The following is a 24,119-nucleotide window of genomic DNA, read 5'->3' as shown; positions in this document are numbered from 1 at the left end:
CAAACCTCGCGCCGCGATTAAATAGCCCCTAGTTTGAACAAATTTTAATCCGCAAAGATCAACAGACCCTAGTTGTTCTAAATAAAAATTTTTAACGACGTTATAGTGAAATTTAATTCGTTAAATTGATCAAAGATTTATGCAGGTTGGTATAAATACTCAACGACAAAAGTCGTATATTTTATCGCGCTCAGTTACCATATCAGCATGTATAATTTTATTTTACTGAGCGCTTTTTATGATAATCCAACAACATAATGCTGACTTGCCAACACCGACCGGTTTAATGCGAACAACTGTATATCGCCCTCAAGCGCAAGGACAGTTCCCTGCTATAATTTTTTATTCTGAAATATTTCAGCAAACTGCCCCCATCGCACGCAGCGCAGCTATTTTAGCAAGCCATGGCTTTGTAGTGTTAGTGCCTGAAGTGTTTCATGAGTTAAACCCTATAGGCACTGTGCTTGCTTATGATGATACAGGTAAAGACAAAGGCAATGCCGACAAATGGGCAAAGCCACTTGAGCACCACGACAGTGACACACAAACTATGATCGACTTCATTAGATTACAAAGCTATTGCACAGGCTCCGTCGGCACAATGGGCGTATGTATTGGCGGTCACTTAGCTTACAGAGCGGCACTAAATCCTGAAATTAATGCGGCTTTTTGTTTATACGCAACTGATATTCACAGCAATACATTACCTGCGCAACCTGGAAATAACTCATTCGAGCGTATGGCTGATATACAAGGCGAAATTCACTTTATATGGGGTAAACAAGACCCGCATGTGCCAAAAGAAGGCCGCACTAAAATATACCAGCAATGCGTAAGCACGGGCATCAATTACCAGTGGCAGGAAGTTAACGCACAGCATGCCTTTATGCGTGATGAAGGTGAGCGATACGATGCAGCCCTTGCGATAAATATGTATCAACAAGCGGTGGCATTATTTAGCCGAACTTTATAAATGCTATAAAAACTACTCATTAACTACTTTTCAGCATACCTAAAGCGGTATGCTGTTTTACAAAGTATGCTTTTAAGTAATCAATAAACAATCGTAACTTTTTAGAGCCCGCAGCCCCTGGCGGAAATACCCCGTACAGTTCAATATCTTTGCTTTTATAATCATCTAATATTATTTCAAGCAGTCCAGCTTGCACTTTTGGCCACGCATCGTAAAGCGGAATACGCCCAATGCCATGCCCTGCTTCAACAAAAGCAGTACGAGCAGCGGCATTATTGGTGCTTAAGCCGCCTTGCATTGTAATATCGTGTTTTTTGCCATCTTTTTGAAGTGTTAATGTTTTACTCCCGAGCTGGTAAACGACCCATTGGTGCTCTGCTAACTCTAAAGGCGTTTTAGGTTTACCAAAATGTGCAAAGTATTCCGGCGCACCACAAATACAAGTGCTCATTGTAGTCAGCTTGGTTGCCTGCAAGTTGGAGTCACTCAGTGCCACGCCCCTAATTGCAAAATCAAACCCATTTTTAATAATATCAACCACATCGTCAGTAAGCTGTAAGTCTATTTGAATCTTAGGATATTGACGCTTAAACGTATTTATTGTGGGCACAATTAACTGCATTCCCACATTTACAGGGCAGCTAATTTTAAGTAAACCTTGTGGCTCACTCTTTATATTTTCTATTTGCTGATTAGCTGCATTAGCTTGTTCGGTAATTATTCTACAGCGCTCATAATAAGCAATGCCCGCTTCAGTCAGCGCCATGGTACGGGTTGAGCGATTTAGTAAAGTAACTTCAAGCTGCGTTTCTAATTTTTTTAAATGATAACTTGCAACTGCTCGCGTAAGCCCTAACTGTTTGGCAGCAGCGGTTAAGCTGCCCTGCTCTACAATTTGTGCAAATACAACCATGCTCTTTAACTGCTCAAACGACACTTTCATAAATGCTCCGTAGTGTGTTTTAAATTCAATCTATTTATTGTATCAATTATTAAACCAATAAAGTTAAATTTATCATCGTTGTTTAAAGCAGTATTAGTGCATATAGTAATTGGTAAGCAAGATAAACTAATTTAAATCATCAGAAGGAATATATTCAATGTCTAAAAAAATACTTATGGTTCTTACATCTCACGCAGAACTTGGTAACACTGGCGAAAAAACAGGTTTTTGGGTAGAAGAATTTGCAGCCCCTTATTACGCCTTCGTTGATGCAGGCGTTGAAGTAACATTAGCGTCTCCAGCTGGCGGCCAACCACCCATTGATCCGACAAGTACACTTTCTGATTTTCAAACAGATGCAACTAAACGTTACGACGCAGACAGCGCGGCGCAAACATTAATGGCAAACACTAAAGTGTTGAGTGAAGTTAAATCTAGCGATTTTGACGCTGTATTTTACCCAGGCGGTCACGGTCCATTATGGGACTTAGTTGATAACACATATTCAATTTCGCTTATCGAAAGCTTTGTAAAAGAGCAAAAACCTGTTGCTGCGGTATGTCATGCAAGTGCTGCATTTTTAAATGTTAAAGATGCCGATGGCAATGCACTAGTAGCGGGTAAAAAAGTAACTGGTTTTACTAACTCTGAAGAAGCTGCAGTGCAACTTACCGATATCGTGCCATTTTTAGTTGAAGACGAGCTAATTAAAAAAGGTGGCGATTATCAAAAAACTGACGACTGGGGTGTATTAGCACTAGAAGACGGTTTAGTAATTACCGGCCAAAACCCAGCAAGCTCTGAACTAGCTGCAAAAAAACTATTAACTAAATTAGGTTAATAGTGAGTAATAATTAAAATTAAGCACAGCATTTTATGCTGTGCTTTTTTAATTGCTTTTCATTAGCAAATACAATTCCTATACTGGCAACTCTTAAAGTCAATTAGGGCGATTATATGGCAACCAAGCCAACCACACTGTCATTACTAACTAGTACCCGTTTCGCAATATTTAGTATTGTTGTTATTTGCTTCGTACTACAGGTGATCAATAGTCTACCTGGCATAAATCTTAATGGTTTAGGCATATATCCACGCAGTATCCAAGGATTAATTGGCATACTATGCGCACCTTTTTTACATGGTAGCTGGTGGCACTTTGCCAGTAATATGATCCCATTTGTAGTATTAAGTTGGCTAATTTGCCAGTACAGCGTAAAACGTTTTTATAACGTATTTATTTTTACCGCTCTAGTCGGTGGACTTTTAGTTTGGGCATTTGGGCGCAGTAACATACATGTTGGTTTAAGCGGTGTTATATATGGTTTATGGGGCTTTATTCTATGCTACGGCTTAGTAAGACGCTCATTAAAATCAATTATAATTGCAGTTGTAGTGGCTATACTTTATAGCGGTTTTATATGGGGTGTTTTACCTCAGCGCTATCATGTATCGTTTGAAAGCCATTTATTTGGAGCGCTAAGCGGGTTGTTTTTAGGTTATAGATTAGCAAAAGCCGATAAATTAAAAGGTCGGTAAATTAAATATTTAGGGCCTTTAATTAATTTTTTATGGCCACATTTATGAGTAAGTATTAAACATTTCCATTTAACATTGAGGTTATTTATGAGTGATCAAAACGAATACACGCCACCAAAAGTATGGACGTGGGAAAGTGAAAGTGGCGGTAAATTTGCCAGCATTAACCGCCCAATTGCAGGCGCGACTCATGACAAAACTCTACCTATTGGCGAGCACGCATTTCAGCTTTATTCTCTTGCTACACCAAATGGCCAAAAAGCTACAATCATGTTTGAAGAGCTTTTACAGCTTGGTTTCACCGATGCAGACTATGACGCATATTTAATAAACATAGGTGATGGCGATCAGTTTGGATCTGACTTTGTTGATATTAATCCAAATTCAAAAATCCCAGCGCTAATGGATCATTCAACCACACCACCTACTCGCATCTTTGAATCAGGTTCTATTTTACAGTATTTGGCTGAAAAATTTGATGTACTCATCCCTAAGGATTTAAAAGCTAAAACAGAGTGTCGTAACTGGCTATTTTGGCAAATGGGCTCAGCGCCATACTTAGGTGGTGGGTTTGGTCACTTTTATAGTTACGCACCAAGTAAAATGCAATACCCTATTGATCGTTTTACCATGGAAACTAAACGCCAACTTGACGTATTAAATCGTCATTTAAGCGAAAATGAATACATGGCGGGTGATGAATACTCAATTGCCGATATTGCAATTTGGCCCTGGTATGGCTCGCTTGTTTTAGGCGACTTATATGACGCAGCTGAATTTTTAGATGTTGCCTCATACACTCATGTTGTTCGTTGGGCAAAACAAGTTGCTGATCGCCCTGCTGTAAAGCGCGGTCGTCGCGTAAATCGCACATGGGGCCCTGAAGAAGATCAAATGGCAGAGCGCCATAACGATAGTGATTTCGAAGGTTAAATCTACTAAACAGCAAGTAAAGTCGTTAACACTTTAACCTGCTTAATAATTTTAAGGCTCATAATAATTATTTATTATGGGCCTTTTTACTGCGCTAACTTTTTTTTTTGCTTTCATAAACTATATTTATTCCTATACTCAGGATTAGAGCCTAACTAATCGATGTTTAATACGCTTTTGTTCATCTGGAATATTTGCAGTATTTCTTGAACGTTTCTCCATCGCTAGTTGGAGTGACTTTTGTATAAGGTTTTACTTAGTGCCATATAAAAATCTAAATAGTGAAGAACGCAGAGAATCCGTTAAAATTTTATACTCCAATGCCATCTCTGGCATTGCCATTTCGATTGTAGTCAGTTTTATATTAGTGTTTGCTTTTGATTTAAATAACCAGAAAATATCCTACGAAAAAAGTATCTGGCTAAGCATTATGGTTGTCTTATTAGCAGCTCGCGCTATTGATGTAATGTGGTTTTATAAAACCAAAAAGGATAGCCCGTTATTTAATGCTGACACATACTCAAAAAGATTTTCAACCGGGTGTATTTTAACTGCGCTATCGTGGTGTGGGTATGCACTTTGGTTTCATAGCACCTCATCAGCAATAGAGACGACGACCACGATTGCTATTTTATCTGCCTTCGCAGGAGGCTCTGCAAATCTGCTTTCAGGAAGCCGAGTAACCGCTGTACTTTATAGCATTATTTTATTGGCGCCTTACTCTTTTTTATTAACCTTTTCTAACGAAAACTACAACTCTGTCCTCGGTATTTTAGGCCTAGCATTTACTGCTATTATGGTGGCTTCATCGTACAAATCAGCCACATTTACACACAGCGCAATCAAGCTCAAAAACCAAAACAGAGAGCTGCTTAACGAAATGGAAAACAAGGTTGAGCAACGCACAGAAGAAATTTACCGTTTATCGAATACCGATCCACTTACAAATCTATTAAACCGAACCGCATTTTTAAAAAATGCAAACAGACAACTAGCAGACAACCCTCAAGAACCCTTTGCTTTATTATTCGTAGATTTAGATGGGTTTAAACAAATAAATGATTCGTTAGGTCATAAAGTAGGCGATAAAGTATTAAAAGAAATAGCACGAAGAATTAGTAATGTATGCAATCAACAGCTATTTAAATGCCGTTGGGGCGGGGATGAGTTTTTAATTTTAGCAACGTATCAGAACCAAACTGAGCTTATCGAGTTTGCAGATAAAGTACTTCAAAGCATTGGTGCCGAGCATGAAACATATAAATATCAAAAATGGGTATCTGCAACTATTGGTATTGCCATGTATCCTGAGCACGGGAGTGATTTTAATACTTTAATTCGCTCTGCTGATACTGCAATGTATCACCAAAAACGCATGGCGAAAGGTAATATCAATATTTATAACGATTCACTCAAATTAATACAAGAAAGAGAGTATCTTTTGAGTCAACGCTTAGCCAGTGCCATAGAAGAAAATAGTTTAAGGCTAGTATTTCAACCAATTGTTGATAGCAAAACCTCAAAAGTAACCTCTTTTGAATCATTATTACGCTGGCAACTAGATGGTGAAAATATTTTCCCTGATGAATTTATAGCTATTGCCGAGCAATACGGTTTAATAACCGAGTTAGGTATTTGGGTAATAGAACAGGCATGTATACAAGCAACAAAATTAAGTCACTTACAACCACAAATTGCTATAAGCGTAAACGTATCGGTTATTCAGCTACAAGATCCTGATTTTGTATCTAAGGTATTAAAAATAGTAAATCGCCACCGGGTAGAACCTAAAAACCTACACATAGAAATTACTGAGTCAGTATTTGCCGAGGATAAACTCACATTTTTGACAGCCGTTAAAGCACTACAAAAACAAGGCTTTTGTATTTCAATTGATGATTTTGGTACAGGCTACTCATCACTATCAAGCATGCTTGATATTGGTGTAGATATAGTAAAAATAGACAGAAGCTTTATTCAAAATATGGATAAAAGAGGGTTAAGTATTATTCATGCAATTGTACAAATGGCCTCTACTTTAGATTTTACTGTTGTTGCAGAAGGCGTTGAAACTATTGAGCAAGCAAACACACTCACTAAGATTGGTGTATCTCACCTACAAGGTTATTACTTTTCAAAACCGATGGAAGTAGGTTTTGTAGATGCTTATTTAAATGAGCAAAATAAGCGATGTAGTTAATAACCAAACACTTTTAAAAGCGCTTAGCTACCATATGAGTTATGCGCCACCTTTCTTATTAGGGCCAGTTTATTTTTTGAGGTTAAATTTGCAGCAAACTGTTTGGTATTTAGGCAAGGTAGAGCCTGTGGAGTGTGGTTATCCCCCATAACCGGTTGATAACGTAGCATAAATGCCAAACATGCGCTGTCCAAAGGGTTCTGCCTAGGGAGATGGACTCTTTGTTACTAGATTACAAACCTCGCGCCACGATTAAATCGTCCTTGAATTGAACAAATTTCAATCCTTAAAGGTCAACAGCCCTCCCTAAAACATAATCTTACAATTGCTTACACCCAGTACATAGTAATTAGCGTAGGCTAAATATAATCCAACTTACATATGTATATTACGTTTAAACGAAAAAGCCCCAGCGCTGGATAGTAGGTAAAATTATGTGCTGACGTTGCTTAAATAATAAAAATTTTAACGATACAACTAAATATAAAAAAGGAATTTGCATGATAAAACCACTTTGCTATTCACTCATCACTTTACTTACCCCCATAAGCGTTATAGCTCAAACAATGGCAATAAAAACAACGGATGAATTAGTATCAACCGATTCAGAGATTTTATTTGCATATAATAAAGAATCAAAACAATTAGAAGCCATCAATTTACTTACATCACTTAGTAGTGAACTTGCTTTACCAAAAAACGCCATCGGGTTTGATGTGGCAACACTTGCTAACATCACCGATAAACAAGCACTCGTACTAACAAGTGATGGCGTATATAAAGCCCAAGCAGGTAAACCAACATTGTTGTTTAATTATGAGTCGGTTCTTAATCAATTAAAAATAGATAAGTTTGAAAAAGTAGACTTTGTTTTCGATGCTAACAACGACGGTCTAAGCGATATTTTTATCCCTGGGTTAGCAAGCAGTACTTTATACATTCAAAATAAAGATGGCAGCTTTAAGCATAACAAATTTAAACAAACGCCTAAGTATGAAGGCCGCTTTTCAGGAAAAGGGCTTTCTTTAGAAGTTAATATTAACAATAAACCTGTCGTTATCGATTTTAACCACGACGGATTAAACGACCTAGTTTTTTCAAATGACTTTGGAGCAGATGTACTACTTGCTAATTCAGAGGGCTTTGAGCAAAAGCTTACCTCAATTGATTTTAGCATTGAGCTCGGCGAGCTAAGCAATGGCGAGACCCGCAAAATAAAGCAAATTATTGATATTAATAACGACGGATTTCTAGATTTTACAACCAGACAGTTTAAGCCTACACAAGGTATGGATACGTTAGATATAAAAATAGCACATACTTTGTACCTAGGGAGTGCTAAAGGTTTTACTAACACGCCCATTACCTTATTTGAAACACAGGGCCCTAGTGAGTTATTGCTCAAAACTGACTTTAATAATGATGGCTTAATTGATTTACAAAAAATGGACTTAGATATTGGCTTAGGTACTATCGCATCTATGGCATTAGGCGGTGGCAGTACTGATGTAGATGTAGAAATGAATCTTTATAAGCAGCAACCCGACGGCTCATTTGCCAATAAATCGAGTATTGAACTTGATTTAGAAATGGAAGTGGGGATGAATGGCGATGAATCAGAACCGGCTCTCTATTTAGGTGACATTAACGGCGACAGCTATATTGATGCGGTATACAAATACAGTAAAAAAACGCTGTATATTTATTATGGAGAGCAAGACTCACTGCTAAATGATAAACGCAAAAAATTAAAGCTAACGCTGCCTAAAAATAATAAAGATATTCTTCTAGTAGATATAAACCAAGACGGTAAAAAAGATTTTGTATTTAAATTTACCGAAGAAGATGGCACCAGCAAAATAGAAACACGTTTAAATTAAGCCAATAAAAAAGCCCAACAGAATTAACCGTTGGGCTTTGGACTTAAGACTTTCGAGTAACAGTCAGCTTTACTCTAAGTAATAACACCTAAGCAGTTACATTTAGCAGCGAGTCGCCTTCACTTAAACCAAACTTCTCTTGCACTGATGCAAGGATTGATTCTTTATCTTCATCAGACAACTGGTTTGAATACTCAGTTAAGAGCTCATCTAAATAGCTCACTACCTCGTCTGTATCGACTGATTCTAATGAGTTTTGTGGCGGTGGCGGCGGTCTTTGACCTTCTGCTCTTCCTGCATCACCAATGCTTTTAGCATCAAACTCGAGTTCGCCCATTAAATCAGCAAGCTCTTTTGTTGGTTCAATACCTTGTTCTTTAAATGCCGCTTGAATACTTTGCGCATCGTCGCTAGTTAAGTTTTCTGCATCAAACTGTGCAAGCGTTTCTTTAACAAAATCACTTTGCTCTGTTGTTAATTTTGCAGCTTGACTACTTTGTTGCGGCACAAAACTCGCAGAGCTGCTGCCAATATTATTAATCATTTTAGTATCCTTTCAACGTTCACGACGAGGTGGTTTATGATCGCTAAGCTCTTGTTCACTAATTTCGCCATTACCATCGGCATCAATAGAATCAAAAATTGTTTGTGCATCACCGTGCGGCGGTTTTTTAGCACTAAACTCTTCAAAGCTAATTACGCCATCACCATCAGTATCAATAGTTGAAAAGTCAGGTTTTTCAGGAGGATTGTCACCGCCTCGAGCAGCTACATTAGCTGAAAAAGCAATAGATAATATTGCCACAGTGGCAAGAGTTGAAAAATGCTTCATAGTAATAACCTCGTATTTAAGAATTAAACTAAGCTTACGCTTTAAAAACGCAAACAATGTGCAAATAATGAGGAAGTAATAAATTATTTTTAATAAAAACTGATGATTCAAAAAAGTTCTGGTTGATTGCTTTGCAATCAATATATAAGCTAATAAAATAATACGATTAATTACTCTCTGGCAGTAGTGTTACTGCCCTTAATTCTCAAAGCTGATATACTGCTTGAGCCAATTAAATAAACAAATACAGAGCACTTTCATAAATAATGATTAATAACCAACCCTACTTAGCAGGCAATCTGTGAAAATACCTAAACGCCTACAACCTCTTGTTGATGATGGCCTTATTGACGAAGTAATAAGCCGACTAATGAGCGGTAAAGAAGCCGATGTATTTATTGTGCGTTGTGGTGAACATATTCGCTGTGCGAAAGTGTATAAAGATGCGGTTAAACGTAGTTTTAAAAAAGCGGCACAATATCAAGAAGGCCGAAAAGTACGTGGTGGACGCCAAGCGCGTGCTATGGGTAAACGCTCTAGCTATGGCCGCCAATTAGAAGAAGAAATTTGGCAAAATGCCGAAGTTGATGCGTTATCTCGTTTAGCTGGCGTGGGTGTACGTGTTCCTGATACTTACTTTTGTATTGATGGCGTACTGCTTATGGAGCTGGTCTCTGATGAAGATGGTAACGTAGCCCCTCAATTAGGACATGTCGTTTTTAGTGAAGAGCAAGCGATTGAGCAGTATAAACTCATGATACATTACATTAAGCTTATGCTTTGCGCAGGTATAATACACGGTGATTTATCTGAGTTTAATGTACTTGTAGATAATAACGGCCCTGTAATTATAGATTTACCGCAAGCCGTTAACGCTTCAGCAAATAACAGTGCACAAGCTATGTTTGCACGCGATGTCAATAACATACGCCGCTACTATGGTGAATTTGCGCCAAGCATACTAAAAACTCAATACGCTAAAGAAATGTGGGCACTATTTGAAGAGGCCAATTTAACGCCCAATTCAACGCTTACAGGTGAATTTGAAGACAGCGACGAACTTGCTGATGTAGATTCTATTCTTGATGAAATCCAAGCAGCAGAATACGAAGAGTTTGACCGTTTAGAGCGAATTAAAAATGCTGACGACGATGAGTAACTCATCGTCATAGCTCATTCCACCTTACTGTGGATGCACAAACCGGTAGCCAACCCCATAAACAGACTGGATAACACTTTCGGTTTGTGTCACTTCATCTAGTTTTTTACGCAACTTTTTAATATGGCTATCAATAGTACGATGGCTCACAATACGCTGATCGGCGTACATAGTGTCCATTAAGCTATCGCGCGAATAAATACGATTTGGGTTGTTAAACAAAGGTTTAAATAGTTGAAATTCAAAGTTCGTCAATTCTATACTGTTTGATTTATATTTTACGCTATAGCTGCTCTCGTCAAGCTTCATTGTTGACTCTGTAACATCACTTGCGTTATTTAATCGCCTTAAAATAGCTTTTACGCGTGCCACCAGCTCAGCATAACTAAACGGCTTACAAATATAATCATCTGCACCTAATTCCAGCCCAAGCAGCCTATCTATTTCTTCTACTTTTGCCGATACCATAATAATAGGCACGTTTGAAAAGCGCCTGATTGCTTTACACAGTTCAATACCACTTTGCCCTGGTAACATTATGTCTAGCAAGATTACACTCGGCCTGTTAATTTCAAGCCAAGGCAATACTTCATTCCCGTGATGTATTTGATGAGTAATAAAGTGATGGCTGCTTAAAAAGTCACTCATTAAGTTAGCTAGCTTTACTTCATCTTCCACAATTAGTATTTGTTCACTCATAGGCATCTCTGTAAGTAACCTTAACTTTATTTTATAAACTAAATAGTTGGCAATCTAATAATAATAGCAAGGCCGCCTAAGCTGGCTTTTTCTGCAGCTATTTCACCTTTATGACCTTTAACTATATGCTGGCAAATAGATAAACCTAAGCCAGAACCGCCCTCCTGGCGATTACGCGAACTATCTACTCGGTATAAATACTCAAATAAATGCGATAAATGCGACTGCTCTACACCTACGCCATTATCTTCGATTATAAGCTCTAAATAAGTTTGCCCTTTAATACTTATATTTTTAGCCGTTAAAGAAATAGTTGTACATTGTGCATAGTGTACTGCGTTCATTAGAATATTATCGAGTAGCTGCAAAAGGCGTGTTTTATCTGCTTGTACAGTTATGTGCTTAGCGCTATTTAGTAGGTATATTTTTATATTATGTTGTTCAAGCAAAACCTGATACTTTTGCTCAATAGTATTTAATAATAACGCCATATCAGTAGGTTGCATAGTGTAGTGCATACCTCCTAACTCTGCGCTATTGAGCATATGCAAGTCGTCTATTAAGCGTTTTAAATGTAGGGCTTCATCGTTAGCTGAACTTATATTTTTTGCGTTCGGTTCTCGTATACCAAGTAGCATAGCTTCAAGTTCACCGAGTAAAATACTCATTGGCGTCCTAAGCTCATGAGAAATATTAGCAAGCCAACGCTTACGTACTTGCTCATCTTTAGCGAGTGTAAATGCAAGCGTATTAAAATCTTCGCTCAACTGTCCTAGCTCGTCTTTTCGCTCAAGCGTGAGTTTGGTCTCGTAATTACCTTGCGTTAAACGATGCATACCGTTAGCAATTTGCTTTACAGGGCTTACTAGGTGACGAGACAATAAAAAAGTAACCATTAATGTTAGCAATACCGCAGCTAAAGCAATAAACCATAAGTAGTTAGTTTGCTGCTGTAAAAAATCAAGCTCATAGCCATCAACCAAGCTATCTCTTTTAGAAACTGCTAAGTAACCCACTATTTTATCGTTAACAATAATTGGGGTTGTTATATATTTTAAATCGCTGAGGTATCTACCCACTACTCGCTGTTTATTTTCGTCAAGCAAAGCGTAGTGAGCAATATTTTCTGGCGGTGGGCGGCGATCTTCCTCTAAACGAATATGATCTGGCGGCGGTCGTCGCATCATTCGCCCACGCGGACCTGGGCCTTCTTGTGGCCTAGGCAAAAACTGACTATTTTCTAATTGCGATTCAACACGTTTTCTAAAGTTTTCGCCATTGCCGACAACACGCTCCCATGAGGGTGTTTGTTCGTATTGCTTTGCAAATTGCACAACAAGTGGTTCAAGCGCTTTCACCTCTTTTGCATTAACAAAATCAATTACGCCTTGCCCTATGCTCCACTGTATAAGAACCACCAGCCCTGCAATAACACTAAAGGTAAAACTAAATAGTATTAAAAAAAGTTTATTATGAATTTTCATTAATGCGTGTTTTCAACCTTGCTAGGAAAGCTTTCAAATCGGTATGTTATAAACTCTTTGGTTTGGTCGTTAACATACAGCGTAGCAACTATTTTTTTACCTTGAGCGGTCCAATACATATGACCATGATTATTTAAAGTAACCGATACGGTATTCATACCAGTTTTAAATAAGTTAGCAGGTAAATGCAACGCTTGTCCGTAAATTCGCTGTATTTTAACCCCATTAATGTATAAATGAGCATGACCTTGTAAAAAACCGGTGTCTTGGTTTGTTGTCACGCCCATCATTTGTTGCATGTTCATCGTGCCCTCTGGCGGCACAGACAAATCATAACGCTGTGTATCTAAAATTAAGTTATAACCCGACATACTATCTTTTAATAACTTAAGGCTTAATGCCGGGATTGGCGTATCATTTGGCACTGCTATAGGCATATGGCTATGATCCATCATTTCCTGCTGCGCAAAGAGCTTGAAGCTCAATAGCGCAGCAGTTGTTAGGATCAATGCGTATTTAAAATAACGCATAGTTACTCCTTACATTCCTGGTGGTGGACCCATTGTTTCGCCAGTATCACAGCGACCAATTGAATTATCGGCTAATTGACCTTTAAAACGAGGCCCTATTTGATAAGGAAAAGAAGGCTGTAATTTACCATCACTGTCTAACGTTAGTGTTATATGGTAGTGATAACCCTTACCATCATTAGTATCGTGGCCGTTATGCTCATCTAATTGAGCACCGGTTACTGTTTTTTGTGTGTAGTAATAATCTTCAAAGTAATACCCATCGTCGGCATTTAATGTATTACCAGAGAGCGTCGTCACTTGTGCGCCAATAGCAGGACCTGCATCACTTGTTTGTGTACCTTGGCTAACATCGTATTGATCAACTAAGGTACAGCTTCGCTCACCCTCAGTACCACAACCCCCTTCACTTGTAGGTGCACCGTAATCTCGCATTTCCCAGCCACTTAATGCTAGTTGTCCGTTACTTTCATAAGGACCATAAAGCGGATAGCCATCAGCTGCAAAACCATAAATAGGTGAATGTGCATCGCCATCATCTTCAAGTAAATCAGCTAAGTAACTCGTATAAAAATGATGATGATATTCCCCGTTAGCAGCATGTCCGCCACACACATCAACATCGTATTGCTCAGCAATGGGCGCTAATGTATACCAAATGTTATTACCGTAGCTCATACCATCGCCCCAGTTAAATATACTGGTGCCATTAACCATTAAGCCAACTGTACCTAAACCTGTTTCGCAAGTTTCAGTGTCAGATAAATCGGTAGGTGTTAGCGGAAAATACGCTTCAACCGCTTGTTCTGTTGGGCAACCCGGTCCTGGAGGCCAATAACCTGCACCGCCTGTGTCATCGCAGTTTTCAGTGCTGCTGTTATAGCCAATATCTTCACCAAAGGAAATGGTTTGCCCTACTGCAGCAGAGGTTACACCGTTATAAAAATCGGTAGCTGCACGCGGGCGGTTATTTAACGCGTCTACTTGGTCTTGTGTAAGCGTTACATCATATTTAGGAATGTCAGTTGTTTGCACATACATGTATTCAACGTCAGCATCTTCCTCAGTAACGCTAACAACCTCAACTGATTGAACATCTTCAACCACTGCACCATTATTTTGTATGTATGTAGAAGTTGTATCGTTGTTAATTAACCAGCTGGTAAGTTTTGCACTATTATCAACTGTATCTGAGTCTGATGAAGCAATAACATTAACTATAACTGTATCTACAACGACATCGTTTGTGCCATCATCTGCACTGATTTCAAATACAAGTGCTTCATCGGTTAATACCTCTGGAGCAACAAACTCTGTAGACGTTGCAGTACTTGAAGATAAACTAACGGTAGTGCCTGATGTTTGTGACCAACTAACCGATACTTCACCGTCATCTTCAACCGTTGAACTTAAATAAACGGTATCGCCCGCATTAACAGTTTGGTCAATACCAGCATCAACCGTTGGAGCACTATTACTGACTGTATCGCCGTCTGTTGCAGTACTTGTTGAATCGCTATTACATGCGCTTAAAGCGATACAAAGCGCACTTAACGCAAATAACTTAGTTGCATTAGCGGCTTTTGTTTTAAGAAGTGTTTTCAATGCTTGAACCTTTACTTTAACGTTTAATAAAACAAAGTTAACAAGTAAAAGTGCAAACAATGTGCACAAACAAAGGAAGATTGTGATCAAAAAAAGACAACCTAAGTTGTCTTTTTGCTATTTAACTGGAGTCTGGCTATTTATTTTTTTTCAAATGTTTATCAAAAAAGTCTAAAAATGCCTGAAGAGTTTTAACTCTGTGCTCTTGATAAGATAAGTAATGATCGCCATCCTCAAGCTCAATATAAGTAACATCTTTTGCTTCATCATCAAGTTCATCCTGCATTTCTCTACTATGATAAACAGGTACCACACTGTCGTCAGTTCCATGTACAAGCAATATTGGTCTTGTTATTTTTTTAGCAAAATTCACTGGAGAATTAGCTTCTAGTAAATCATCATCAGTTCCAAACTGCTTTCTAACGATATTTTTGTTTGTAAAGTGTCGTGCTTTACTCACTAAATACTGTAAATCACTTACCCCAGCAAAACTAGCTGCACATTTAAACGTTTCTGGGTGCTTAATTACAGCCATTAACGCTGCATAGCCACCATAGCTAGCACCACCAATACAAATGCTATCTGCTTGTGCTATTCCTTGGTCAATTAACCAGTTTGCACCGTCTTGCAAATCATCTTGCATAGCCAAACCAAAACCTTGAATTGACTGCATTAAAAAGTCGTGCCCATAGCCACTCGAACCACGGAAATTAGGCTGTAAAACAGCATATCCGTTATAGGCTAATAAAGCTGTCCAGTAATCAAAATTAGCATAATCCCTTGCCATAGGGCCGCCATGTGGAAATATAATTGTTGGTAACTTATCACCTTCTTTATATTCTACTGGTAGAGTTAGATAGCCTTCTATTTTTAAGCCATCTCTTGCCTTGTAGCTAATGCGCTTTTTGCCTCTGTATACAGAGGCATCTATTTGCGGATAAACATCAGCAATTGCACTCACCTGCTTTTTTACTCTATCCCCAAATAAATAACTACCAGACGTTTTGTCTGAGCTGATATAAAGTATATATTTTTGCTGATCTTTACTGGTACTTACAATGTCTAATTTATATTCATCTTTAGGGAGTGATACGCGCAAAGAACGATGTAATTTATCTAAGTCTTTATCCCAATATTTAATACCATCATCTAAATGTGAATCAGTAAAGCCTGCAACTTCGCCAGTTTGTTGTGAATAAAAAATAGACCCATCAAAATCATATTTACTATTACTGTAAATTAGCTCGCGAGCTTTAGTCGTTAAATTGAGTTTAAATAATGCATCGCGCCCTTCATGTAACGCAGTGATGTATAAAAAATTAGAGTCTTTATCAAACCCTAATATAGAAATACTTTGCTTACTAAAAACCTCATAATCAAATAAAGTTTCCCACGACTGTTTATTCTCATCAAAATAATCGTAAGTAAATTGCGTATCGTCCATTTTTTTTGCAATACGAACTTTACCTTGCCTATCGGCAAACCAAGTAACAACATTACTGCGTGGCCTTTGTATTTGGGTCTTACGTAATGTGGTTAAATCTAACTCATAAACTGCTGGGGTATTTGCTATTTTAAAATCCCCTTGAACTAAAATTTTATTTTCTTTTTCAGGTAAAAAACTAACAATTCGGTCTGAATATTGTGGCTGGATTTCATCTCTTACTGTGTTGGCTTTAAAAGCTAATTTAAGACCTTTATCATTTTTGAAGTTATACGCATACATAAGCGTTGATGTATATTTAACTCCGCCAAACTGATATTTTATATAGCGAGCACCAAGTAACAGTACGTCATCATTTGCCCAGTTATACCAATCAAAAAACACTGTATGGTTATTTGAGTTTATTATTGGCGTAGTAACCCCCGTCTCCAAGTTTTTAACCATTAAGATTAAAGTCCCTTGATGGTTTCTTATAAAAGCGAGGTTCTTACCATTGGGAGATAGCTTAACTTGGCTAAAATCTTTTAAGCCTGCAAAAACCTCTATAGGTAGTTTTTTATCTTGTGTGGCAAAAGAGCCAAAACTTTGCAAAGCAATTAACAAAGTGAAAATGAACTTAAACATTCGTAAATCCTTTTATTATTGTATTCCTAAGTAAACGATTATTTCACAACTGTGGCCTTTTAAGCAAAAACTTATCTTTGGTTGTACTAAAGTAATCGCCGCCCATTTTGCCCACTGCATTTAATAATTCAGGGTCAATATAGCCACCACTCATCACTTCATCGTCTATACAAATACCCACTACATCCAGCAACATCATTTTTCCACCGCCAGGCTCATTTGAAATACTAATAACTTCGCGCAACTTACATTCAAACCGTACTTTTGAATCGGCAACGCTTGGCGCATTAACTAACTTACTTGGAGCTTGGGCAATGTTAGCTGCATCAAATTCGCTTATATCACTAGGATAATTTGCACAACTTTGATTCATTTTTTCAACTAGCTCTTGGCTGACAATATTAACCACACATTCTTTAGTTGCCATTAGATTATTGAGCGTATCTTTATTCGTTTTATCACTAGGGTTTACTTGCGTAACACTTAAAACAGCTGGCTTGCAGCTAGCCACAGTAAAAAATGAATAAGGCGCAATATTTGCAATACCTTCGCTATTTAATGTACTTATCCATGCGATAGGCCTTGGGCTGATACCGCCTACTAAGTAAGAGTAAACATTTTGGTTGGTATTTTCGGTGAGATCTAAAAACATACATTTCCTTTTAATACATTAAAACTAAATCTTAATTCAAGGTAGTTACGTATAGGTTTGGCTAACTCAATTAAATAACAAGTTAATTTTTATTTCTATTTAAAGCAATAAACCAATTATATGAAAATAAACATCGTGTGGTTTAAACGTGATTTACGTCTTAGCGATCATCAACCATTAAAAAATGCATTTAGTAATGGCTTACCGACCCTGTTACTTTATAACTTTGAGCCATTACTGCTCGAAGATGAACACTACAATGAGCGGCACTGGCGCTTTGTGTATCAATCAATAGTTGAGTTAAATAGTCAGCTAGCGCGTTTTAACGCCTGTGTTTATATATTTAATTTAAATATGAACGATTTACTTGAATCGTTAAAGATGCAGTTTGAAATAGTAAATATTTTTAGCCATCAAGAAATCGGCTTAAACAACACCTTTGAGCGCGATAAGGCAATAAAAGCATGGTGCCAGCATAACCACATTAATTGGCAAGAGTCGCAAACAGGCGCGGTAATTCGCGGCAAAAAAAATCGTAATAATTGGAACGAACGCTGGCAGCAAACAATGCAAGCACCTATTGCTGTTCCTAATTGGAAGAATATAAAAACAATTACCCTCAATAACTATCAAGCACCTGAGCTGCCAAGCGCTTACACTCAAGATCATGACAGCTTTCAAAAAGGTGGCCCACTGCATGCGCGAACTGTAATGCAGAGCTTTTTTGCCGAGCGCGGTAAAGGTTATCAAAAGGGAATATCGAGCCCAAGTTTAAGCCAAACCCACTGCTCTCGGCTTTCGCCCTACCTAGCATGGGGGAACATTAGCCTTAGGCAAGTGTATCAAATGGCCATTGATGAATATCATTCAAAACACCCTGACAAAAGAGGTTGGAAACGCCCACTAGCAGCGTTTGTATCGCGCTTGCATTGGCACTGCCACTTTATGCAAAAGTTTGAAAGCGAGTGCTCTATGGAGTTTTTAGCCCTTAATCCGGGTTATCACGTATTTCCGTATCGTGATGATGAACGTGTGAAAAACGATATTGAACGCTGGGCGCAAGGTCAAACAGGTATTCCAATTATTGACGCTTGCATGCGCTGCTTAAAAGCCACCGGTTATATAAACTTTAGAATGCGCGCCATGCTTGTAAGCTTTGTAACGCATCATTTAAATATAAGTTGGCAGCAAGCAAGCTTTCCTCTCGCTAATTACTTTTTAGATTTTGAGCCAGGGATTCATTATCCGCAAATTCAAATGCAAGCCTCGGTCACAGGTATTAATACCATTAGGCACTACAACCCAATTAAACAATCAGAAGATCAAGACCCTACAGGTTCGTTTATTAAAAAGTGGTGCCCAGAGCTTGAGAAACTCCCTATTGAATATTTACATCAGCCTTGGGAGCAAACTCCGATGGAAGCACTCTTTAACGACTTTAAGTTAGGGGAGGATTACCCTGAACCGATGCTTGATTTAACAGCGGCTTCAAAAGAAGCACGCGAGCGCTTATGGCAATACCGTGAGCGAGCCGATGTTAAACGCGCCATAGGGAAAATTCTTAGAAGGCACGTAGCAATTACGCCAAAAACAACCCAAGTAAAAAATAACACTAAAAGTAACAGTAAGGCTAAGTAAGCATGGCGCACAAAAAACTAAACTTACCTCAGAAAATATGCCCTATTTGTAATAAACCTTTTACGTGGCGTAAAAAATGGCAGCGCGACTGGGATAACGTTATTTACTGTTCAGAGCGCTGTAAACGAAATAAACAGGGATAACAATTAACTGGCGCCTATTTTGCAGCATCATCTGTAATTAGTGCTTTTAAGGCTTTATGTAAGCTTATTTTGTAAATAACGCTTATCTAACCTGAAAAGCTTACACTCTAGCAAGGAGAAGATGATGACTATTAAAAAAACGGCAAGTTCAACATGGTCTGGCGACATTAAAACAGGTAAAGGTAGCATATCAACTCAAAGTGGCGCGCTTGATAAAAAACCTTATGGTTTTAATACCCGCTTTGAAGATGAGGCAGGCTCAAACCCTGAAGAATTAGTGGGTGCAGCGCACAGTGCATGTTTTAGCATGGCGCTTTCACTTGCATTAGGTGATGCAGGCTTTACCGCAGATAAAATTGATACTAAAGCCACTGTAAGCCTTGATGAAGTAGATGATGGTTTTTCGGTGACGCATATTGCCCTTGAGGTAAAAGCACGTATTAATGATATTCAAAACGAGCAGTTTCAAGCCTTATGTGAGCAAACCAAAAAGAGCTGCCCTATTTCCAAGCTCTTAAATACCGAAATATCATTAGATGCGACACTTCAATCAGCATTTTAAATATTTAGGTTTAGATTACTGTAAATAAAGCACATTAAATTAAAGCCAAGTAAATTATTACTTGGCTTACTAATCATCAAGATACCTTTTTAGAGCTGCTTATACCTAAGACTTCAGATAATAAAGCGATCCCCATGCCTAGCGCGGGCCAAATCACCCATAAGGTGTTTGGTGATGTAATTAAATTAATTAATCCTAAAAACACTAAAGCAACTGCATACTGTTTAAAACTTTGAAATATTGTTGTTGATGTATTCATATTTATCCTCCTGTTAATGCATAAATCTATTTTTATATAAAAAAGAAATACAAACCCCTGCCAAATGTCATTAAATAGCATGACATTAGTCATCATATTACTCACATATAAATAATTACTTATTACGTTAAAAAAAATACAAACTAATACTTTAATCTGCTCGTGTTAGGATCTACCCTCAACTAACTTTAAAAATAAACATAAGAGGATGAACTAAGTGATCGAAAAATCAAAAGATTGTGAAAAAGTGACATGTAGTAATTGTGCTGACGCCAACGATCTTGAATTTGATTTTTCTATGGCTTTTCAACCGATTATAAACTGTAAAACTCGCCTAATTTATGGCTATGAAGCATTGGTTAGAGGTTTAAATGGCGAGTCTGCTTATTCAATTATTTCAAAAGTGAATGAAGACAACCGCTATGCATTTGATCAGCTTTGTCGTATTAAAGCCATTCAACTAGCCGCAAAGCTGGACATAACATCAATGCTAAGCATTAACTTTTTACCTAATGCTATTTATAAACCAGAGCGATGTATACGCACCACACTAGAAGCTGCAAAAAAGTATAACTTCCCAATTCAAAATATTATGTTTGAATTTACTGAAGTTGAAAAAATTGAAGACACCGCACACATTAAACGCATTGTTGATTACTATCAGTCTCTTGGATTTAAAACCGCCACTGATGACTTTGGTGCAGGTTATTCTGGTTTAAATCTATTGGCTGACTTTCAAACAGATATTATAAAGCTGGATATGGCGCTCATACGCGATATTAACAACGACAAAAAACGCCAACTAATAGTAACTCATTGCTTAAATATGTTTCGCGATTTAAACATAACCGCACTAGCTGAAGGCATTGAAACAGTAGAAGAATATAAGTGGCTTAAAAACGCAGGTGTTGAGCTTATGCAAGGGTATTTATTTGCCAAACCAAGCTTTGAAAACTTGCCTGAGGTAAATTTTAAGGACATAGGTGCTGATTAGTGCTCAACACCTACTATTAAACCTTATTGAGTCTAAGTACGTTTAAACTACATATTACCTAGCTCTATCATCATTGCTGTGTACATACGTAAATTCAGTTCAAGTTGCTCAAGTGTCATAAATTCATGCTCTGAATGACCTGTGTAGCGCTTACCTGGCATTGAAGGGCCAAACGATACCGCATTATCAAACAGCTTTGCGTTAGTGCCACCACCTATTGATACAAAGTCAGCTTTTTCGTCGCCCGTAAAATGCTTGAAAATATCAAGCAGCTTTTGCGCATGCGGCGCGCCATCAAGTAGCATAGGTGTGCCAATAATTGTTTCTATGTTAGCAAGTGTTACATTGTTAGTAGCTTGCCAATTAGCGAGTGCATCATCAATTTGCTTTTGTAATACAGCTTCGTCTTTACCCATTGGGCGACGTGCATTTACAGCAAGTGTTAGCGCATTACCATCGCGTTCAATAACTGTTGGTGCCACTGTCATTGGGCCCATAAAGTCGTGCTTGTAAGCTATTTCGCCAAATTGTTTACCATGAATATCTAAACCAATTAACTGATTCACAAAGCCGATTAGCTCGCCGTCACTGTTATTTTCAAGCTCCACACCTTTAAATAACTCAGCTAAATAAGCAATAGCATTTATACCCGACTCCGGCTCAGATGAATGCGCCGACATACCTTTAACGCTTATTGCTAAACCATTACTTTTTTCACTAAAGTTAAATTCAACTTTATTTAATGTTTTAGCTTTTGCTTTTAATGTATTAATAAGTGCCGCGTCTGCATTGTGCAAAACTAAGCTTGCATCTTCTGGAATTTGGCTTCTAAACGCACCGCCAGTTACATCCTTTACATATAAACCCGTTTGTGGTGATGTTGCATTAAAAGTAGGTGCAATTAAGCTCCAGCCTTTCTCGGCAACCACTACAGGGTATGATGCATCAATCGTTACTGCATATTTTGGTTGTTCATACGTTTTCATAAATTGAGTAAGCGGACCCCAATCAGACTCCTCAGCAAGGTAAATCATAAGCTCAATACGGTTATTAAGGGTTATGCCTTTATCTTTAATTGCTTTCATAGCGTAAAGCGCTGTTGCTATTGCACCTTTGTCGTCCTCAGTACCACGACCAACTAATTTACCCGGTTCAGATGTATCAATAATAAAAGGGCTTTGTTTCCATTTGCTTGCATTAGCAGGTTGCACGTCGCCGTGGGTTACTACCGTTACTTTTTCGCTTTGCTCGCCCATACCAATTAATACGGTGTAGCCTAAATCTTGGTAGTCAAAACCAAGCTCTGCGGCTTTCATTTTTAACAGTGCTTTAAAGCCAATAAAATCGGGATTTTGAGGGGCTGTAATGTCGCTTTTATTAACGGTCGGAAAAGCCACTAAGTTAGTTAGTGTGTGTATTTGAGCATTTTGGTAGGTATTTACTGCGTAATCGGCAACGCTATCAATATTTTTATTTAACTGCGCATGAGCACCAAACGCAAATAAAGCAATACTGGCTAAAGCTAACTTTTTCAAAACAATTCCCATTTAATTAATAACTAAGAGCGGTAATTATAACGCTATGAAGCGCTTACTTATAGCTCTTTACGCTAAACACACAGGTAACTTAAGCTGAATATTTATATAGCAGCTTTTATGAGGATGGCTGTATAATGCGCGACTTAAAATTAACAGGGTATTTAATTGTGAACCGTCGTAAAAAAATCGTCACTAAATTTCAAAAGAAAGATAAACGCACTAACGCTAAATTGCATAAAAGCAACAAACCGTCTTATGTATCAAAAGCTGAGCGCGAAAAACTAGCTGAACAAGAAAGTAATGAGCCACAGGTAACCCAAGAGTAACTTTACGTTACCCGTTGCTTTGATAATTTAAAGTGGCAAAAGTAGCGACCACTTACATAACATATCACTGCCGTGGCAACTATAAGCTCAAACGTAGCTAAGTAATTAACTGTATCTACATATGGCATTGCGAGGTTTATACTTTGCATCCAATCAGCCATTTTAAATAATGCAGTTGCCCCAATAACCATTGGAAATGTAAAAGCAGCGTAGCTCGGCGTAAAAGGTCTGCTTAATAACTTTATAAATAACACATAAACAATCAGTGTTTTTATTATCGCTAATATAAATAATGCCCCCACTATAACAAGTGATGGATTAGCTACAATATGAAAATACCCTGCTAATGTTAAACTGGCAGGCGCAGCTAAAATGGCAAGTGTTGGCTGTATTTCGTAGTCACTTTTTAATGCTAATAAAAAACGATAAAACATAATTGGCAGCATTATCGCGTACGTTGATATACCAATAACCAGCGCACTATAAGCTAACCACGCTAATGTCGGATTTCCCGAAAAAGTAACATCTGCAATAATTATCCCTACTGGTGGCACAAACCAGCTGGGCGCCATATCCTCAAAGTTAAACTTTTTTGCTCGCTGGTATAAAAAGCTCACCAAAAATGTGAGATGCAGCACAAAAGCTAAAACCCACATAATATCACCAGCCAATGGGTTAAATTGCCCAATTGAGTTTGAAATAACAAGATTAGCCATTGCAAATGTAGGGATCACACTTCCTGCAACTGGGTGTGCTAAATCGGCTTTTAATAAATGAGGGTGTAGTAAAAACTTAGCAGCCAAAAGTAAAACTAATACGCCAGCTAATACAGCTCCCAAAAATTGCCCTTGGGAGTTTAAATTAAAAACGTTTTCCCATGTCCACCCCATACTGGCAATACCCAAAGCTAAACCAGCCATAGCTGTTGGCGCACCCATCACTTTATTTTTAAATTGCTTAAACACTGTATTTCCTAATCATTGGGTGATGAACAAGTTACTGCTTTTTACTGCATTGCCTTAAAATAACGCTGTAAAATTAGTACAAGCGTGCTTAATAGAACGCTTTTTGCGTACAAATATTTCATAAAAATAAGTTTACGGCTTACATATTAAAGCGTATGAAAAAAGCCATAACACAGTTATGGCTTTTACTTTATTTT

Annotated in this window: 24 protein-coding genes; 12 read left to right on the top strand and 12 right to left on the bottom strand. The window is 38.0% G+C overall.

All coding sequences use genetic code 11. The features are described from left to right. Positions 1-238 precede the first annotated feature (238 nt). A complete protein-coding gene (locus tag QMA08_RS15800; protein ID WP_290174909.1) occupies positions 239-973 on the top strand; it encodes a dienelactone hydrolase family protein in 735 nt (244 codons plus the stop codon). A gap of 19 nt (positions 974-992) precedes the next feature. On the opposite strand, the gene QMA08_RS15795 is transcribed toward QMA08_RS15800, so the two are convergent. Then, on the bottom strand, positions 993-1,916 hold the full coding sequence (locus QMA08_RS15795) for a LysR family transcriptional regulator (RefSeq protein ID WP_290174908.1): 924 nt from the start codon (positions 1,914-1,916) through the stop codon (positions 993-995). A gap of 157 nt (positions 1,917-2,073) precedes the next feature. Between QMA08_RS15795 and QMA08_RS15790 the strand changes: the two genes are divergently transcribed. The 5 genes from QMA08_RS15790 to QMA08_RS15770 all read left to right on the top strand — a co-directional run bounded on the left by QMA08_RS15790 (position 2,074) and on the right by QMA08_RS15770 (position 8,468). After that, positions 2,074-2,757, top strand: coding sequence for a type 1 glutamine amidotransferase domain-containing protein (locus QMA08_RS15790; RefSeq protein WP_290174907.1), 684 nt, complete (start codon positions 2,074-2,076; stop codon positions 2,755-2,757). 116 nt (positions 2,758-2,873) lie between these two features. Then, on the top strand, positions 2,874-3,455 hold the full coding sequence (locus QMA08_RS15785) for a rhomboid family intramembrane serine protease (protein WP_010555361.1): 582 nt from the start codon (positions 2,874-2,876) through the stop codon (positions 3,453-3,455). An 87-nt stretch (positions 3,456-3,542) separates the two neighbouring features. After that, positions 3,543-4,388, top strand: a complete 846-nt coding sequence (gene yghU, locus QMA08_RS15780) for a glutathione-dependent disulfide-bond oxidoreductase (protein WP_272451841.1) — start codon at positions 3,543-3,545, stop codon at positions 4,386-4,388. A 259-nt stretch (positions 4,389-4,647) separates the two neighbouring features. After that, positions 4,648-6,588: an EAL domain-containing protein gene (locus tag QMA08_RS15775; RefSeq protein WP_290174905.1), complete on the top strand. Its 1,941-nt coding sequence runs from the start codon at positions 4,648-4,650 to the stop codon at positions 6,586-6,588. A 500-nt stretch (positions 6,589-7,088) separates the two neighbouring features. After that, a complete protein-coding gene (locus QMA08_RS15770) occupies positions 7,089-8,468 on the top strand; it encodes a VCBS repeat-containing protein (RefSeq protein ID WP_290174904.1) in 1,380 nt (459 codons plus the stop codon). An 88-nt stretch (positions 8,469-8,556) separates the two neighbouring features. Here QMA08_RS15770 and QMA08_RS15765 read toward each other — a convergent pair whose 3' ends face one another. Both QMA08_RS15765 and QMA08_RS15760 read right to left on the bottom strand, forming a co-directional pair. Beyond that, complete coding sequence (locus QMA08_RS15765) at positions 8,557-9,012, bottom strand: hypothetical protein (protein ID WP_024604676.1); 456 nt, start codon at positions 9,010-9,012, stop codon at positions 8,557-8,559. Positions 9,013-9,024: 12 nt separating this feature from the next. Further along, positions 9,025-9,300: an EF-hand domain-containing protein gene (locus QMA08_RS15760; RefSeq protein ID WP_007581281.1), complete on the bottom strand. Its 276-nt coding sequence runs from the start codon at positions 9,298-9,300 to the stop codon at positions 9,025-9,027. Between the two features lie 301 nt (positions 9,301-9,601). Here QMA08_RS15760 and QMA08_RS15755 point away from each other — a divergent pair, with 301 nt between their 5' ends. Continuing rightward, positions 9,602-10,459: a PA4780 family RIO1-like protein kinase gene (locus QMA08_RS15755; RefSeq protein WP_002958167.1), complete on the top strand. Its 858-nt coding sequence runs from the start codon at positions 9,602-9,604 to the stop codon at positions 10,457-10,459. 24 nt (positions 10,460-10,483) lie between these two features. On the opposite strand, the gene QMA08_RS15750 is transcribed toward QMA08_RS15755, so the two are convergent. The 6 genes from QMA08_RS15750 to QMA08_RS15725 form a co-directional block, all read right to left on the bottom strand. Further along, entirely contained in the window at positions 10,484-11,158 is a 675-nt protein-coding gene (locus QMA08_RS15750) for a response regulator (protein ID WP_024597035.1), read from the bottom strand. A gap of 38 nt (positions 11,159-11,196) precedes the next feature. Next, positions 11,197-12,642 (bottom strand): ATP-binding protein, encoded by a 1,446-nt coding sequence (locus QMA08_RS15745; RefSeq protein WP_290174903.1) that lies wholly within the window; start codon positions 12,640-12,642, stop codon positions 11,197-11,199. Further along, positions 12,642-13,172: a hypothetical protein gene (locus tag QMA08_RS15740; protein ID WP_290174902.1), complete on the bottom strand. Its 531-nt coding sequence runs from the start codon at positions 13,170-13,172 to the stop codon at positions 12,642-12,644. Before QMA08_RS15740 ends, QMA08_RS15745 begins: the two co-directional genes overlap by 1 nt. A gap of 9 nt (positions 13,173-13,181) precedes the next feature. Then, positions 13,182-14,837 carry a YHYH protein gene (locus tag QMA08_RS15735; RefSeq protein ID WP_290174914.1) on the bottom strand — a complete coding sequence of 552 codons (1,656 nt, stop codon included), beginning with the start codon at positions 14,835-14,837 and terminating at the stop codon, positions 13,182-13,184. Between the two features lie 76 nt (positions 14,838-14,913). Further along, a complete protein-coding gene (locus QMA08_RS15730) occupies positions 14,914-16,845 on the bottom strand; it encodes a S9 family peptidase (protein ID WP_290174901.1) in 1,932 nt (643 codons plus the stop codon). 43 nt (positions 16,846-16,888) lie between these two features. Continuing rightward, positions 16,889-17,497 (bottom strand): flavin reductase family protein, encoded by a 609-nt coding sequence (locus QMA08_RS15725; RefSeq protein ID WP_182748669.1) that lies wholly within the window; start codon positions 17,495-17,497, stop codon positions 16,889-16,891. 120 nt (positions 17,498-17,617) lie between these two features. On the opposite strand from QMA08_RS15725, the gene QMA08_RS15720 reads away from it, so the two are divergent. From QMA08_RS15720 to QMA08_RS15710, 3 genes are all read left to right on the top strand, one after another. Next, positions 17,618-19,135, top strand: a complete 1,518-nt coding sequence (locus tag QMA08_RS15720) for a deoxyribodipyrimidine photo-lyase (RefSeq protein WP_290174898.1) — start codon at positions 17,618-17,620, stop codon at positions 19,133-19,135. Between the two features lie 2 nt (positions 19,136-19,137). Next, entirely contained in the window at positions 19,138-19,278 is a 141-nt protein-coding gene (locus tag QMA08_RS15715; protein WP_002958154.1) for a DUF2256 domain-containing protein, read from the top strand. 124 nt (positions 19,279-19,402) lie between these two features. Then, on the top strand, positions 19,403-19,840 hold the full coding sequence (locus QMA08_RS15710; RefSeq protein ID WP_290174896.1) for an OsmC family protein: 438 nt from the start codon (positions 19,403-19,405) through the stop codon (positions 19,838-19,840). Positions 19,841-19,916: 76 nt separating this feature from the next. On the opposite strand, the gene QMA08_RS15705 is transcribed toward QMA08_RS15710, so the two are convergent. After that, positions 19,917-20,099, bottom strand: a complete 183-nt coding sequence (locus QMA08_RS15705) for a 2TM domain-containing protein (RefSeq protein WP_002958152.1) — start codon at positions 20,097-20,099, stop codon at positions 19,917-19,919. A gap of 217 nt (positions 20,100-20,316) precedes the next feature. Here QMA08_RS15705 and QMA08_RS15700 point away from each other — a divergent pair, with 217 nt between their 5' ends. Beyond that, positions 20,317-21,093 carry an EAL domain-containing protein gene (locus tag QMA08_RS15700; RefSeq protein ID WP_149603039.1) on the top strand — a complete coding sequence of 259 codons (777 nt, stop codon included), beginning with the start codon at positions 20,317-20,319 and terminating at the stop codon, positions 21,091-21,093. 47 nt (positions 21,094-21,140) lie between these two features. Here QMA08_RS15700 and QMA08_RS15695 read toward each other — a convergent pair whose 3' ends face one another. Then, a complete protein-coding gene (locus tag QMA08_RS15695; RefSeq protein ID WP_039487193.1) occupies positions 21,141-22,628 on the bottom strand; it encodes a dipeptidase in 1,488 nt (495 codons plus the stop codon). Positions 22,629-22,765: 137 nt separating this feature from the next. Here QMA08_RS15695 and QMA08_RS15690 point away from each other — a divergent pair, with 137 nt between their 5' ends. Beyond that, positions 22,766-22,957, top strand: a complete 192-nt coding sequence (locus QMA08_RS15690; RefSeq protein WP_290174894.1) for a DUF2986 domain-containing protein — start codon at positions 22,766-22,768, stop codon at positions 22,955-22,957. A gap of 2 nt (positions 22,958-22,959) precedes the next feature. On the opposite strand, the gene QMA08_RS15685 is transcribed toward QMA08_RS15690, so the two are convergent. Next, positions 22,960-23,922, bottom strand: a complete 963-nt coding sequence (locus QMA08_RS15685; RefSeq protein WP_290174893.1) for a TDT family transporter — start codon at positions 23,920-23,922, stop codon at positions 22,960-22,962. Between the last annotated feature and the right edge of the window lie 197 nt (positions 23,923-24,119).

Source organism: Pseudoalteromonas sp. APC 3355, from assembly GCF_030407615.1.
GTDB lineage: Bacteria > Pseudomonadota > Gammaproteobacteria > Enterobacterales > Alteromonadaceae > Pseudoalteromonas > Pseudoalteromonas distincta.
This window is presented reverse-complemented; position numbering and strand designations above follow the sequence as displayed.

Excerpts from the sequence above, each read along its gene's own strand:
- QMA08_RS15790 (WP_290174907.1), top strand. The coding sequence starts at position 2,074 with ATGTCTAAAAAAATACTTATGGTTCTTACATCTCACGCAGAACTTGGT.
- QMA08_RS15705 (WP_002958152.1), bottom strand. The coding sequence starts at position 20,099 with ATGAATACATCAACAACAATATTTCAAAGTTTTAAACAGTATGCAGTT.
- QMA08_RS15725 (WP_182748669.1), bottom strand. The coding sequence starts at position 17,497 with ATGTTTTTAGATCTCACCGAAAATACCAACCAAAATGTTTACTCTTAC.
- QMA08_RS15740 (WP_290174902.1), bottom strand. The coding sequence starts at position 13,172 with ATGCGTTATTTTAAATACGCATTGATCCTAACAACTGCTGCGCTATTG.
- QMA08_RS15690 (WP_290174894.1), top strand. The coding sequence starts at position 22,766 with ATGCGCGACTTAAAATTAACAGGGTATTTAATTGTGAACCGTCGTAAA.
- yghU (WP_272451841.1), top strand. The coding sequence starts at position 3,543 with ATGAGTGATCAAAACGAATACACGCCACCAAAAGTATGGACGTGGGAA.
- QMA08_RS15770 (WP_290174904.1), top strand. The coding sequence starts at position 7,089 with ATGATAAAACCACTTTGCTATTCACTCATCACTTTACTTACCCCCATA.
- QMA08_RS15785 (WP_010555361.1), top strand. The coding sequence starts at position 2,874 with ATGGCAACCAAGCCAACCACACTGTCATTACTAACTAGTACCCGTTTC.
- QMA08_RS15720 (WP_290174898.1), top strand. The coding sequence starts at position 17,618 with ATGAAAATAAACATCGTGTGGTTTAAACGTGATTTACGTCTTAGCGAT.
- QMA08_RS15750 (WP_024597035.1), bottom strand. The coding sequence starts at position 11,158 with ATGAGTGAACAAATACTAATTGTGGAAGATGAAGTAAAGCTAGCTAAC.
- QMA08_RS15795 (WP_290174908.1), bottom strand. The coding sequence starts at position 1,916 with ATGAAAGTGTCGTTTGAGCAGTTAAAGAGCATGGTTGTATTTGCACAA.
- QMA08_RS15715 (WP_002958154.1), top strand. The coding sequence starts at position 19,138 with ATGGCGCACAAAAAACTAAACTTACCTCAGAAAATATGCCCTATTTGT.
- QMA08_RS15730 (WP_290174901.1), bottom strand. The coding sequence starts at position 16,845 with ATGTTTAAGTTCATTTTCACTTTGTTAATTGCTTTGCAAAGTTTTGGC.
- QMA08_RS15760 (WP_007581281.1), bottom strand. The coding sequence starts at position 9,300 with ATGAAGCATTTTTCAACTCTTGCCACTGTGGCAATATTATCTATTGCT.
- QMA08_RS15800 (WP_290174909.1), top strand. The coding sequence starts at position 239 with ATGATAATCCAACAACATAATGCTGACTTGCCAACACCGACCGGTTTA.
- QMA08_RS15765 (WP_024604676.1), bottom strand. The coding sequence starts at position 9,012 with ATGATTAATAATATTGGCAGCAGCTCTGCGAGTTTTGTGCCGCAACAA.
- QMA08_RS15745 (WP_290174903.1), bottom strand. The coding sequence starts at position 12,642 with ATGAAAATTCATAATAAACTTTTTTTAATACTATTTAGTTTTACCTTT.
- QMA08_RS15710 (WP_290174896.1), top strand. The coding sequence starts at position 19,403 with ATGACTATTAAAAAAACGGCAAGTTCAACATGGTCTGGCGACATTAAA.